Origin of the sequence: Streptomyces sp. HSW2009 (assembly GCF_040240285.1) — a bacterium.
Lineage (GTDB): Bacteria > Actinomycetota > Actinomycetes > Streptomycetales > Streptomycetaceae > Streptomyces.
Window position 1 is genome coordinate 1 of sequence record NZ_JBEHZD010000189.1, and the last position, 13,136, is coordinate 13,136.

A 13,136-nucleotide genomic window follows, 5' to 3' on the forward strand; every position below is an offset into this window, starting at 1 on the left:
GGCGGGTCGCCGGAGGGCCGACCGTCCCGCGGGCCCGGCACCTCGCCGGCGGCCGTGGCATCGGCGGAGCGGGGTGGCGCGGTGCTCGACGTGGCGGAGTGCCCCCCGGTCGGCCCGTCGGTCTCGGTGGCGTCCCCGTCGGTGGGCGGGTGGCCGTCGGCGTCCGCATCGGGTCGGGGGTCCGGGCGGCCGGTCTCCGCGCTGCCGTCCTCGCCGTCACCGCCGGCCGGGGGGGGGGGGGCGGGGGCGGCCGCCGGGGGGGGGGGGGCGGGGCGGCCGGGCGCCGCGCGGCCGGCCGCGCCGGCCCCGCCGGCCGGCCGGCCCGGCCCCGTGTCGTGGCCGGTCCGGCCCGGGTCGGTGGGCGACTCGCCGTGCCCTTCGGGCCTGCCGTGGTGCTGGCCGTGGTCCGGGCGGTCGCGGCCGTGGTCCGTGGGACGGCCGTGGTCATGGGTGTGGTCGTGGTCGGCGGGGCGGCCGGGGCGCTCGCCGTGGGGCCTGGTGGAGGTGCCCGGCATGGTCGCCGGGTCGGGGCGGGTCGGGCGCAGCGGGTCGCCGGGCCGTACGGGGTGGGTCGGGCGGTCGCCGCGGGGCACGAGGTGGCGGCCCGGGTGCGCCCGCCCCTCGCCCTGTGCGCTTCCCGCCAGCCGCGCCCCGGACGGCCCGGGCGGCCCCGCGGGCACCGCCACCACGACCGTCGCCGGCCCCGCCACCGCGAGCACCACCCCGCAGACGCCACCCACCCAGCCGGCCCACCAACCCGTACGCCGCCCCGCCCGCCAACCCGTACGCCACACCCGGGAACGACCCGGGCACCCCGCACCACGCTCCCCGCACCGCGCGCCGAACGCCCGCGTGGCGTGGGGCAGATGACCGCTGGGGGGTGGTGGGTTGTCCGGGGCGGGGTGGTTGTCCTGGGCGGGCCCGTTGGCCCGGGCGATGCGGTTGGCCAGGGTGAGGCTGCTGGTCTGGGCGGACCCGTTGGCCGGGGTCGGCCCGTTGGCCGGGGTGGTGTTACGCGGGCCGGGGCGAGCGGGTGGGGCGGCGGGCCCGGAGGTGGTGGGGGTGGGAATGGGGGTGTCTGGTCGCGGAACGTCCTCGCGCCGTGCGGTCGTACGTCGTGAACGGCGCAGGTTCACTGAGACCACGTCCGTGTCCCTTTCGTACCGTCATCCATCGAACGGCTGACAGCTCTCAGCCTCACACGCCGCGCCCCCACCGGCATCTCGGCGCACCCCCGCCCCGCGCCCCAACTCGCCGTACGGGCCCGGCCCCCGGCCCCACACACGAGGCCGCTCGCCGAGCCGACGCCGCCTCGCCCCCATGTCGTACGGGCAGGCCAGCACGGTCAGCACCGCGAGCGCGGCCAGCCGAGGTCCCCAGGTTAGGTGGGTGAAGTGAATGGGGTGGGTGGCGCGGATGACGCGGGCGCGGCCAGTCGCGGGAGCCACGGCACGTACGGGAATCCGGGCCGACGCGCATGGGCCGTACGGGGGACGGGGGACGGCGGGGTACGGGCAGCCGGGGCGGCGGCCGGGTGCGCGGGCGGGTGCCTCGAAGGGCGGAGGGGCGCGGGGGTGCACTGAGGGTGTGACGGGGGCGCAGGGTGTGACGGGGGAGCGCGAGGTTTGGAGGGGTGCGGGTGGGTGACGCGCGTGCGAAGGGTGCGGGTGCGGGTGGTGCGGGCTCGGGTGGTGCTCCGCCCGTCGGGTGTGCTCCGCCCGTCGGGTGTGCCCTGCCCGGCCCGTACCCGCTCGGGTCGTGCTCCGCCCGTCGGGTACACCCCGCCCGGCCCGTACCGCGGTCGGCGCGGGGCAGCAGCCCGCAGGGTGACCGCGGTCGGGGCGGGCGGGACGGTGCACCAGCCGGCCGATGGACGCCCAGGTCAGCGGGGCAGCGGGGGCGGCAGGACAGCAGGGCAGCAGGGCGCAGGGCAGTGGATCTGCGGGGCGCCGGACGGGCAGGCGGGCAAGCGGGCAAGAGCGCCGGCGCGCAACCCGTCAGGGCATCAGGTCGTCAGGTCGTCAGGTCGTCAGGTCGTCAGGAGGATCTTGCCGATGTGGCTGCTGGACTCCAGGATTCGGTGGGCCTCGGGGGCCTCGCTCATCGGGAGGGTGCGGTCGATGACCGGCCGTACCCGGCCGCTTTCGATCAGCGGCCACACGTGTTCCCGCACCGCCGCGATGATCGCCGCCTTCTCCGCGAGCGGGCGCGCGCGCAGCGAGGTGGCGGTGATCGCGGCCCGCTTGCCGAGCAGGGCCCGCAGGTTGACTTCGCCCGTCGCGCCGCCCTGGAGGCCGATGACCGCGAGCCGGCCGTTGACGGCGAGCGCGCGGACGTTGGCATCCAGGTACTTCGCGCCGACGACGTCGAGGATGACGTCGGCGCCCGCACCGTCGGTGGCGCCGTGCAGTTCGGTGACGAAGTCCTGTTCGCGGTAGTTGATCAGCACGTCCGCGCCGAGTTCGGCGCAGGCGGCGAGCTTCTCCGCGCTGCCTGCCGTGACCGCGACCCGCGCGCCGATCGCCTTCGCGAGTTGGATCGCCATCGTGCCGATGCCGCTGGAGCCGCCGTGCACCAGCAGGGTCTCGCCGGGACGCAGATGAGAAACCATGAAGACGTTGGACCAAACGGTGGAAACCACCTCGGGGAGCGCCGCAGCCGACGCCACGTCGAGTCCGGCCGGCACCGGCAGCAGTTGCCCGGTCGGCACCGCGACCCGCTCCGCGTACCCGCCGCCGCCGAGCAGCGCACACACCTCGTCGCCGACCGACCAGCCGCCCCCGCCGCCCGGTCCGACGGCGACGATGCGGCCGGCGCACTCAAGCCCCGGGTAGGGCGCCGCGCCCGGCGGCGGATCGTAGAAGCCCTGCCGTTGCAGCACGTCGGCGCGGTTGACGGCGCTGGCCGCCACCTCGACGAGTACTTCGCCCTCAGCGGGCTCGGGGTCGGGAACCTCGGCCCACACGAGGGCCTCGGGTCCACCTGGCTCGGGAACCGTAATCGCACGCATGCCCGCGAGGCTACTCCCGCACCGGTCCCGCCCCACTACTCCACGGGCGGCCGGGCCCGGACGACGACGATCAGCCGGTCGGTGGCCTGCAACGGGCTGGCCTCCGGGTTGTCGTAACCCAGCAGCCGGTGGCCGCGCAACACGGTCACCACCAGGTCCTCCGTCTCCCTGACCTGCTTGCCGACCTCCGACTTGACCACCGGACGCTCGATCAGGTCCAGGCCGCTGCCCTGCTGGATCAGGTCCTCCATGACGGCGCCCGCGCTCGGGCTGTGCACGGACAGGCCGAGCAGCCGGCCGGCGGCGCTGGCGCTGGTGATCACCGCGTCGGCGCCGGACTGCTTGAGCAGCGGCGCGTTCTCCTCCTCGCGGACCGCGGCGACGATGTTGGCGCCCTTGTTCAACTGCCGCGCGGTGAGGGTGACCAGGACCGCCGTGTCATCGCGCTGGGTGGCGATGACGAACTGTCGGGCCCGCTGCCCCTCCGCCCGCAACAGCACGTCGCTGCGCGTCGCGTCGCCGACCACGCCCGCGAACCCCTCCGCGTTGGCCGACTCGATGACCTTGTGGTTCGGGTCGACCACCACGACCTGGTCCTTCCGCAGCCCGGTCGCACAGAGCGTCTGCACGGCAGAACGGCCCTTGGTGCCGAACCCGACGACGATGGTGTGGTCGCGCAAGGCGCTCCTCCAGCGGTTGAGACGGAACTGCTCGCGGGTGCGCTCGGTCAGCACCTCCAGCGTGGTGCCGACCAGGATGATCAGGAACAGCACGCGCAACGGCGTGACCAGCAACACGTTGATCAGCCGCGCGCTGTCGCTGTGCGGCACGATGTCGCCGTACCCGGTCGTCGACAGCGTGACGGTCGAGTAGTAGACGGAGTCGAGGAAGTCGACGGAGTCGTCGGCGTTGTCGTAGTACCCGTCGCGGTCCAGGTACACCAGCAACACCGTCACCACCATCACCAGCAGCGCGATCAGCAACCGCCGCCCCACCTGCCGTAGCGGCCCCGCGGGAAGGTTGCGCGGCAACTGCACGTGGTGCGAGACGGGTTCCTGGTTACGCGCTGCCGCGTCGTGCGAGGGCAGCTTCACGCGGTTCCTCCGGGCGGCTGGATTTCGGTTCTGACATCGCTTCCGGAGCGCGGGAGCAACGGCGAGCGTACGCCCACCACGTCCCCCGCGCCGCGTCGGGTCCTGGCATCGGATGCCCCGGTGGGCGCCGTGCCGGCGGCCGGGGTGGTCTGACCTGCCGGGGTCGGAGCGGGGTGACCCGCCGGGCCGGGTGGGGTCGTCGCGCCGGCCTCCGGGGGTGGGGGTGGGGGTGGGGGTGTCGCGTCGTACGCGCCGTACGGGGATGTCGCGCCGTGCGGCGCGGGCCCGGCTGCCTCCGACTCACGGAGGAACTGGGTCGATGAGCCGGGTTGGTCTGGTTGGTCTGGTTGGTCTGGCAGGTGGGGTGGGTTGGGTTGGTTGGGTCGGTTGAATCGGTGGAGTTGGTTGGACTGGCCGGGGTGGTTGGGTTGGCGGGGCTGATCGGGGTGGTGGGGTTGGTCAAGGTGGCCGGGCTGGTCGGGGTGGTGGAGTTGGTCGGGTCGGCCGGGCTGGTCGGGGTGGCCGGGCTGATCAGGGTGGCGAGGCTGATCGAGGCAGCCGGGCTGATCAGGGTGGCGAGGCTGATCGAGGCAGCCGGGCTGATCAGGGTGGCGAGGCTGGTCGTCATCACGGTCTCGCCCGTCATCACGGCCCTGGCCAGGCCCCTGCACGTCACCACGGCCCCGACCGTCGTCCCGGCCCTGACCGAGTACCTGGCCCTCGTCACGGCCCTGCCCCCGACCGCCCTCACCATGGCTCTGACCAGGCCAAACCCCCGTATTGCCGGAGCCTGACCAGGGGAGCCCGAGGACTTCGACCTCCGTTCCGGGTTCCGCCCCGCCGGGTGGGATCACGGCCATTCCGTCGGCCACCGCCACCCCGCGCAACATCGCCGGCCCGTTGAAGTGGAGCGGCGCCACCCCGCCGGCCCGCCGCCGCACCGGCACCAGCCGGGTGTCGCGCGGGTGCCAGGGCACCTCGGCCACCAGCGGCACCCGCTCGACCACCGCACCGCCCGGCCCCCCGGCCCGGTACGGCGCACCGTCACCGACGGGACCGCCGTACCCCGCGCCGGCGCCCGCAGGTCCCGCGTACGACACGTGCGGGTCGGCGTCCACGTCGTACGGCACGTCCGAACGGGCCGGGCCCGTACACGCACGGCCGGCCGCCACGGTCGCGGCCTGGGGCCGGGCGGCGAGCGTGCGCAGCAGCGGTTCGGCGAGGGTGAGCAGGCCGGACACCGCGGCCAGCGGATTGCCCGGCAGGCCCACGAGATGCCGGTGCCCGTCCAACCTGGCCAGCAACATGGGGTGCCCAGGCCGTACCGCGACCCCGTCGACCAGCAGTTCCGCACCGAGTCGCCGCAACACCGGGTGCACGTGGTCGACCGGACCGCCGGCCGTACCGCCCGTTGTGATCACCAGATCGGCCGTCGACCGCGCCACCGCCCCGTGCAGCGCCTCCGCGTCGTCGCCCAGCCAGCGCGTGGCCAGCACGTCCGCACCGAGCGCCTGCAACCAGGGCCCGAGCATCGGACCGAGCGCATCGCGGATCAGCCCGTCGCGCGGCAACCCCGTGCGCAACAACTCATCGCCCAGCACCAGGACTTCGGCCCGCGGCCGGCGCACCGTCGGCAACGCGTCGTATCCGGCCGCCGCCGCGAGCCCCACCACGGCCGGCGTCACGGACGTCCCCGCGGGCAACAACGCGTCGCCCCGGCCGCACTCCTGCCCCCGCGGCCGAATGTCCTGCCCCAACTGCACGGGCCACGCCGGCGCCGCGTACAACCATCCGCCGTCCCCACGCGCCGAACCCCCACCGACCGCCCCTGCTTCTGCGCCCACTTCTGCGCCCGCGGCGTGGCGGTTGGCGTTGGCGTGGGTGTTGGCGTTGGCGTGGGTGGTGGTGTGGGCGTGGGTGTCGGACGGGTCAACCGGCCCGGGTGCTCCGGGCATCGCGGCGGCGTGGGGTACGTCGGCGGCACCGGGCACGCCAGATGCGTCGGGTGTACGAGATGCCTCGGACTCGGACTCGGACATCCCCGTGCCACGCGGCGCCTCGGCACCGGGTGGCGGGCCGTCGACCCGGGCGGCCCGTTCGTCGCGCACCATGCCGTGTTCGCTGCGCAACACGGCGGTGGCGCCCGGTGGTGTCCTGGCCCCGGTGGCGATCCGTACGGCCTGGCCGTCCTCCAATGGTTCGGGGCGCGCGTGCCCGGCCAGTACGCCCTGGCCGTGCGCCGGCAACCGCCAGGGGCCCGGCCCCGCGACGGCCCACCCGTCCATGGCCGAGGTGTCGAAGGGCGGCAGGTCGGTCAGGGCCGTCAGGGGTTCGGCCAACACCCGGCCGAGCGCCTCGCCAGGCGGGGTGGGTGCCGCCGGCAACGGCCCACCGGCCGCCCCCGCCGCGACCGCCCGGGCCGCCGGCCAACTCACCGCCGCCCCAGCGTGCCCCGCCCGCCCCGCACCGTGCCCGGGCCCGTGCTCCTGCCCCTGTCCCGCGGCCCCCGCCGAACCCGCCGCACCCGTACGTCGTCGGCCCGTCATGTCGCCCGCTACCTCGGCTCTCCGGTCGGCCCCTGGCCCGCCGCCCCGGGCGAGCCCCCGGGCCCGGCCGGCCCTGCTGGCCCTCCCGTACCGTCCGGCGTCGCAGGCGCGCTCTCCTCCGCCCAGCGCACGGCCAGCGCCGTCGCCTTGCGGGTCGCCTCGGCCACCGCCTCTCTGCCCTCACCTGCGGCCCGCCCCGCTGCGTACCCCACGAGGAACGTGGTCAGCGGCGCGGCGGGGCGCGCCACGCCGTGCGCCGCGTCCCTGGCCAGGTCGAGCAGGGCCGCCGTATCGACGTCGAGGTCGATACCGAGTTCCGCCTTAACCGTCTCGATCCATTCAGCAAGCACACGGTCATGCTCCCTGATCCGCGCCCGGGCGGCGCCCACCGTGTCCCAGGTGTCGCAGTCGAACGCCGCCTCCACGTGCCCGGGCAGCCGCGACAACCGCAGTTCGCCCAGCAACAGCCGCAGCGGCAACCCGGACAACCCGCCGTGCTCCGCGTACAGCAGGCCGAGTTCCCGCCGCAGCGGCTCGGTCCGGTACGCGGCGACCAGCGGCTGCTCCCGCCCCTGCGCGTCAAGGAGCTGCTGCCCCTCGCACTCCGGCGGCATCGCCACCAGTTCCCGTACCGCATCCGGGGTCAGAAACGGCAGGTCAGCGGAGAGTACGAGGACGGTATCGGCCACCACGTGCCGCATCCCGGCTGCGAGGCCGGCCACCGGTCCGCCGCCCGGCGGGTCCTCCCGTACCCAGTGGACCGGCCGCACCGTCGGCCGCCGCGGCCCGACCACCACCGTGCGCCCCGCCGCACCGCAGGCGCCCAGCACCCGGTCGAGCAGGGAACGCCCCCCGACCCGCAGCGACGGCTTGTCCGCCCCACCGAGCCGGCGCGCTCCCCCGCCGGCCAGCACCACGGCGTCGTACGTCACCCGTCCGCCCTCGTCCTCACCCGTCATGCGCCCGAGTATGGCCGCCCCACACCCGCCCCCACCGCCCGGACCCCACACCCACACCACCGACGCTCCCACCCCTCCGCGCTCCCTCCGCACCACCCGACCCCATCCGCCCGTCCCCACCCCTCCGTCCCTCGGCCAACCAGCGGGCCGCGGGACCGAGGGACCGACAAAGCAACCAACCAACGCAACCAGCAACAGCGACCAGCCGCCGGTCTGCCGGGCCGACGGGCAAACAAACCCGCAGACCAGCGGCGCCCACCTGCCGACGATGTGACGGGCCAACAGAGCCGGCCGCCCCTCCTCTACACCGTCCGCAACAGCACCGCAGGCTGCTCGACGCAGTCGGCCACGTAGCGCAGGAACCCGCCGGCGGTGCCGCCGTCGCACACCCGGTGGTCGAAGGTGAGCGAGAGTTGGACGACTCGGCGCACCGCCAGTTCCCCGCCGTGCACCCAGGGCCGCTCGACTATGCGGCCCACGCCCAGCATCGCCGCCTCGGGGTGGTTGATGATCGGCGTGGAGCCGTCCACGCCGAACACCCCGTAGTTGTTGAGCGTGAAGGTGCCACCGGTGAGTTCGGCCGGGGTGAGCCGGCCGATGCGCGCCTGCTCCGTGAGCCGGGCGAACTCCGCGGAGAGCTCCACCGCGTCCCGCAGGTGCGCGTCATGCACGACGGGCACCATCAGGCCACGGTCGGTCTGCGCGGCGAACCCCAGGGCCACCCCGGCCAGCCGCACGATCTCGCGCGCTTCGGTGTCCACCCGCGCGTTCAGCTCGGGGAACCGGGCGAGCGCCGCCGTACAGATCCTGGCCAGCACGGCGAGCAGCGAGACCTTCGGTCCGCCGGCCGCGTTCATCGCGGCCCTGGCCGCGAGGAGTTCGGTGGCGTCCGCGTCGACCCAGCAGGTCGCATCGGGGATCTCCGCACGGCTACGGGACAGCTTTTCGGCCACCGCACCACGCACCCCGCGCAGCGGTATGCGCGCCGCCTCCCGCACCCCCGCACCGGCTGCGGCGCGCGCCAGCGCACCCGAAGCCATAGCCGTAGCCGACCGTGCCGCATCGCCACCCGGTGCCGACGCCACCGCCGTACCTGGCGCGGACTCCCGCACCCCGGTCGCCACAACCCCGGAGCCCGAGGCCGCCGGCGCCCCGGCACCGCCCGCGGGCACCGTCCCGGCGGCAGCTACAGCCGCCACACCCTCGGCGGCACTTGCGCCCGCGCCCACGCCCGTGCCGGCGTGCACCGCCGCGCCCGCCTCCCGCGCCGCCGCTATCGCGCGCTCCACATCCGCGCGCAGAATCAACCCTGCGGGCCCGGAACCTGACAGTTGTCGCAGGTCAAGCAGGTGTTCCCGAGCCAGCCGCCGCACCAGCGGCGAAATCACCGGCACGGTACGCCCACCCACACCCGCGTCCGCGTCCGCGTCCACATCCGCGTCCGCCGCCCCGGGGCCCGCGCCCGCCGCGACCTCCACACCCGCCGGCCGCGCGCCCGGCCGCCCCGCCGCCCGCCCCCGGGGGGGGGCCGCCCGTACGACCGCCGCACCCACGGCGGCCACCTCCGCCGCATCCACCCGGCCCGCACCAACGGCCACGCGCTGCGGCACCGCGCCGCCACCCACCTCGCTGACCTGCGGCGATGCGACCTGCCCCGCCGTGTGCCAGGCGCCTACGCCTCGCGGTGCCGCCCGCAACCTGCGCCGGCGGCCGGCCGGCGCCCCCGTCCCGTACCCCACGAGCACGTTTCCGGACGCCTCGTCCCCGGCCGCGCCCTCCCGCGCCCCACCGGCCCGGCCCGAACCACCACCCGAACCACCGTCAGGACCACCGCCGGAACCACCGGCCCCGGACGCCCCACCGCTCCCCGGCCCCGCAGTCGGCAGCCCGTCCGGCCCCGGCACGCTGGCCGGGTCGCTCACCGCCACCATCAACAGGGCCGCGCCGACCGGCAGTTCCGCTCCCTCGTCGCCGAACCGCGCGGTCACCACGCCCGCGTACGGGCACGGCACCTCCACCATCGCCTTCGCCGTCTCGACCTCCACCACCGGCTGGTCGATGGCCACCACATCACCAACGGCCACCAACCAGCGCACGATCTCCGCCTCGGTGAGCCCTTCCCCAAGGTCGGGCAGGGCGAATTCGCGGACCACGGCCATCAGTACGCACCCCCGGCCCGACGCTCGTCGCCGCCGGCGCCGGGCTGCCAGTCCGCCTCCCACTGGAGCCTGGCCACCGCGTCCAACACCCGGTCCACACCGGGCAGATGGTGCCGCTCCAACATCGGCGGCGGGTACGGGATGTCGAACCCCGCCACCCGCAACACCGGCGCCTCCAGGTGGTGGAAGCAGCGCTCGGTGATCCGCGCGGCGATCTCCCCGCCGGGCCCGCCGAACCCGGTGGACTCGTGCACCACCACCGCCCGACCGGTGCGCCGCACCGACGCGCACACCGTCGCGTCGTCGAAGGGCACCAGCGACCGCAGGTCGATGACCTCCAGGTCCCACCCTTCGGCCAGGGCCGCATCGGCCGCCTCCAGGCAGACCGGCACCGAGGGCCCGTAGGTGATCAGGGTCGCGCTGCGGCCGGCGCGGCGGACGACGGCCCGCCCGATCGGCGCCACCTGCTCCGGCTCGTCCGGCGTCCAGTCCGCCTTCGACCAGTACAGCCGCTTCGGCTCCAGGAAGATCACCGGATCGTCGGACGCGATGGACTCGCGCAGCAGCCCGTACGCGTCGGCGACGGTCGCCGGGGCGACCACGTGCAGGCCCGGCGTCGCCATGTAGTACGCCTCGGACGAGTCGCTGTGGTGCTCGACGCCGCCGATCCCACCGCCGTACGGGATGCGGATGGTCAGCGGCATCGGCACGGCGCCCCTGGTGCGGTTGCGCATCCGGGAGACATGGCTGACCAACTGCTCGAACGCCGGGTAGGCGAACGCGTCGAACTGCATCTCCACGACGGGCCGCAGCCCGTACATCGCCATGCCGACCGCCGTGCCCAGGATGCCGGCCTCGGCCAGCGGGGTGTCCGTGCAGCGCGCCTCGCCGAACTCCTCGGCGAGGCCGTCGGTGATCCGGAAGACGCCCCCGAGCGTGCCGACGTCCTCGCCCATCACGTGCACGGTCGGGTCATCGGCCATCGCGTCGCGCAGGGCCCGGCTGAGCGCCTGCGCCATGCTGGCCGGCTTGCGTCCGGTCGGGGCCTGGGTGGCGGGGGCAGCCGCGGTCGTCATCGTTCCTCCTCCGGCTCGAACTCCGCGTCGAGTTCGGCACGCAGTTGGGCCGCCTGCTCGCGCAGTTGGCTCGTCTGGTCGGCGTAGACATGCGCAAACAGATCCATCGGATCGAGCACCGCATCCCCGTTCAACCGGTCGCGGAGCCGGCCGGCCAACTGCTCGGCCGCCTCCTTGGCCTGCTCGACCACCTCGTCGGTGAGCAGCCCCCGCGCCCGCAACTCGCCCTCGACCAGGGCGATCGGGTCGTGCGCGCGCCACGCCTCCACCTCGGCGTCCGTGCGGTAGCGGGTCGCGTCGTCGGCGTTGGTGTGCGCCTCCATGCGGTAGGTCACGGCCTCGATCAGGGTCGGCCCGCCGCCCGCCCGCGCCCGCTCCACGGCCTGCGACAACACCGCATGCACCGCGACGGCGTCGTTGCCGTCGACGAGCCGCCCCGGCATCCCGTACCCCACGCCCTTGTGCGCGAGCGAGGGCGCCGCGGTCTGCTTCGCCAACGGTACGGAGATGGCGAACCCGTTGTTCTGCACGAGGAAGACCACCGGCGCCTGCCAGACCGCCGCGAAGTTCAGCGCCTCGTGGAAGTCGCCCTCGCTGGTGCCGCCGTCGCCGACCATGGCCAGCGCCACCACGTCATCGCCCTTCAGCCGCGCCGCGTGCGCCAGGCCCACGGCGTGCGGCAACTGGGTGGCCAGCGGCGTGCTCAGCGGCGCGGCCCGGTGCTCGGCCGGGTCGTACCCGGTGTGCCAGTCACCGCGCAGCAGGGTCAGCGCCGCCGCCGGATCGACGCCCCGCGCGATGACCGCGAGGGTGTCCCGGTAACTGGGGAAGAGCCAGTCCTGTTCGGCGAGTACGAGACCGGCGGCGACCTCGCACGCCTCCTGCCCGGTCGAGGACGGATACACCGCCAGCCTGCCCTGCCGGGTCAGGGCCGTGGCCTGCGCGTTGTACCGCCGGCCGCGGACCAACTCGGCATAGAGCGACAGCAGCAGCCCCGGATCGGTGTCGGCCGCGGCCTCCGTCCCCAGGAGGCGGTACGGCTGCGCGTCGGGAAGCAACGGCGCAGGGTCGGTACGAGGCTGCCACGCCGGTGGCGGGGTGGGCCGGTAGGCGCCGGGCTGCTCAAGAACCGTCATGTCGAGCACCTCCTCTTGGGCTGCATCCAGGCGCAGCGGTGTGCCGTGCGCCTCCCTACCGATTGTTCGGTCGACTCGTCATTTTGGCTACAGGCGGGCCTAGCCTGTGGACAAACGGTTCTCCACAGCCTGAGATGAGCGCAGTGCGTCCATGGAGGAGAGGCGGGACCGCGTGTCAGACGAACAGATGGCCAATCCGGGCGAGCACTTCCCCGCCCGGCCGCTCGACCCGATCGACCGCGACATCCTGCGGATGCTCCAGCAGGACGGCCGGGCCTCGGTACGGTCCGTGGCCGAGCAGGTGCACATATCGCGGGCCAATGCCTACGCCCGCATCAACCGGCTCATCGACGATGGCGTCATCCGCGGCTTCAGTGCCAGGATCAACCAGGAACGCGCAGGTCAGGCGGCATCCGCCTACATCACGCTGAAGATCGTGCAGAACTCCTGGCGGACGGTCCGCGAAAAGCTGCAAGAGCTACCGGGCACCGCCCACATCGCCCTGGTGAGCGGCGACTTCGACGTACTGCTCCTGGTCCACACGGCCGACAACAGGGCCTTGCGCGAACTGGTCCTCACCCGCATCCAGGCCATCCCCGAGGTCCTCAGCACCCGCACCCTGCTGGTCTTCGAGGAAACGGACCTCGACCTGGAGCCGTAGCGCCCCGACGACGGGCCCGGGGCGACGGGTGGCCGGCGGTCGGTGACGGGTGGGGCATGAGTGGCGACGGGTGTGGGTGAGGGTGACCGATGACAGTACGGGGATAGGGGGGGGCGGGTGGAGGTGAGGGTGACCGGCGCCGGTGCGGAGATGAGTGGCGGCGCTGCGGAGATGAGTGGCGGCGGGTGGAGGTGAGGGCGTGGAGCGCGCGGTGCGGTGGCCGGGCCGCACCCGAACACACCCCGCACCGCCCGCCTCACTCACCTCGCCCGCCCGCCCCGTACGCGAAAGGCCGGGTGACCCACGCCCCTGCCGCGGCCGAGCCGGGGGGGGGGGGGGCGGGGGCCCCCCCCCCCCCGGGGGCCCCGCCCCCGCCCCCCCCCCCGCGCCCCGGGCCCCCCCGGGGGGGGCGCGGGGCCCTCGCAGCATCTGACGGGGCTCCCCGCCGACAGGTTCCTACCGCGCGCGGGACCAGCACTGACTACCCAGCCACCC

The 13,136-nt window shown here is 75.0% G+C and carries 8 protein-coding genes and 1 pseudogene; 1 reads left to right on the plus strand and 8 read right to left on the minus strand.

Annotation, left to right across the window (positions count from 1 at the left end; all coding sequences use genetic code 11):
• The 8 genes and pseudogenes from AAHZ94_RS16175 to pdhA form a co-directional block, all read right to left on the minus strand.
• A pseudogene (locus AAHZ94_RS16175) lies at positions 1 to 1,145 on the minus strand (hypothetical protein); the annotation flags it as partial.
• Between the two features lie 884 nt (positions 1,146 to 2,029).
• Complete coding sequence (locus tag AAHZ94_RS16180) at positions 2,030 to 3,010, minus strand: NAD(P)H-quinone oxidoreductase (RefSeq protein ID WP_349993587.1); 981 nt, start codon at positions 3,008 to 3,010, stop codon at positions 2,030 to 2,032.
• 35 nt (positions 3,011 to 3,045) lie between these two features.
• Positions 3,046 to 4,104, minus strand: coding sequence for a potassium channel family protein (locus tag AAHZ94_RS16185; protein ID WP_349993588.1), 1,059 nt, complete (start codon positions 4,102 to 4,104; stop codon positions 3,046 to 3,048).
• Complete coding sequence (locus AAHZ94_RS16190; protein WP_502964689.1) at positions 4,101 to 6,539, minus strand: molybdopterin molybdotransferase MoeA; 2,439 nt, start codon at positions 6,537 to 6,539, stop codon at positions 4,101 to 4,103. Before AAHZ94_RS16190 ends, AAHZ94_RS16185 begins: the two co-directional genes overlap by 4 nt.
• A 119-nt stretch (positions 6,540 to 6,658) precedes the next feature.
• Positions 6,659 to 7,609, minus strand: coding sequence for an NTP transferase domain-containing protein (locus AAHZ94_RS16195; protein ID WP_349993589.1), 951 nt, complete (start codon positions 7,607 to 7,609; stop codon positions 6,659 to 6,661).
• A gap of 302 nt (positions 7,610 to 7,911) precedes the next feature.
• A complete protein-coding gene (locus tag AAHZ94_RS16200) occupies positions 7,912 to 9,768 on the minus strand; it encodes a dihydrolipoamide acetyltransferase family protein (RefSeq protein ID WP_349993590.1) in 1,857 nt (618 codons plus the stop codon).
• The gene (locus AAHZ94_RS16205; protein ID WP_349993591.1) at positions 9,768 to 10,844 is read right to left on the minus strand and encodes an alpha-ketoacid dehydrogenase subunit beta; all 1,077 of its coding nucleotides are present in this window, start codon (positions 10,842 to 10,844) and stop codon (positions 9,768 to 9,770) included. Before AAHZ94_RS16205 ends, AAHZ94_RS16200 begins: the two co-directional genes overlap by 1 nt.
• Positions 10,841 to 11,980: a pyruvate dehydrogenase (acetyl-transferring) E1 component subunit alpha gene (gene pdhA, locus AAHZ94_RS16210; protein WP_349993592.1), complete on the minus strand. Its 1,140-nt coding sequence runs from the start codon at positions 11,978 to 11,980 to the stop codon at positions 10,841 to 10,843. Before pdhA ends, AAHZ94_RS16205 begins: the two co-directional genes overlap by 4 nt.
• A gap of 151 nt (positions 11,981 to 12,131) precedes the next feature.
• Here pdhA and AAHZ94_RS16215 point away from each other — a divergent pair, with 151 nt between their 5' ends.
• On the plus strand, positions 12,132 to 12,641 hold the full coding sequence (locus tag AAHZ94_RS16215) for an Lrp/AsnC family transcriptional regulator (protein ID WP_502964688.1): 510 nt from the start codon (positions 12,132 to 12,134) through the stop codon (positions 12,639 to 12,641).
• Positions 12,642 to 13,136: the final 495 nt, after the last annotated feature.

Excerpts from the sequence above, each read along its gene's own strand:
- AAHZ94_RS16195 (WP_349993589.1), bottom strand. The coding sequence starts at position 7,609 with ATGACGGGTGAGGACGAGGGCGGACGGGTGACGTACGACGCCGTGGTG.
- pdhA (WP_349993592.1), bottom strand. The coding sequence starts at position 11,980 with ATGACGGTTCTTGAGCAGCCCGGCGCCTACCGGCCCACCCCGCCACCG.
- AAHZ94_RS16200 (WP_349993590.1), bottom strand. The coding sequence starts at position 9,768 with ATGGCCGTGGTCCGCGAATTCGCCCTGCCCGACCTTGGGGAAGGGCTC.
- AAHZ94_RS16205 (WP_349993591.1), bottom strand. The coding sequence starts at position 10,844 with ATGACGACCGCGGCTGCCCCCGCCACCCAGGCCCCGACCGGACGCAAG.
- AAHZ94_RS16215 (WP_502964688.1), top strand. The coding sequence starts at position 12,132 with ATGGAGGAGAGGCGGGACCGCGTGTCAGACGAACAGATGGCCAATCCG.
- AAHZ94_RS16180 (WP_349993587.1), bottom strand. The coding sequence starts at position 3,010 with ATGCGTGCGATTACGGTTCCCGAGCCAGGTGGACCCGAGGCCCTCGTG.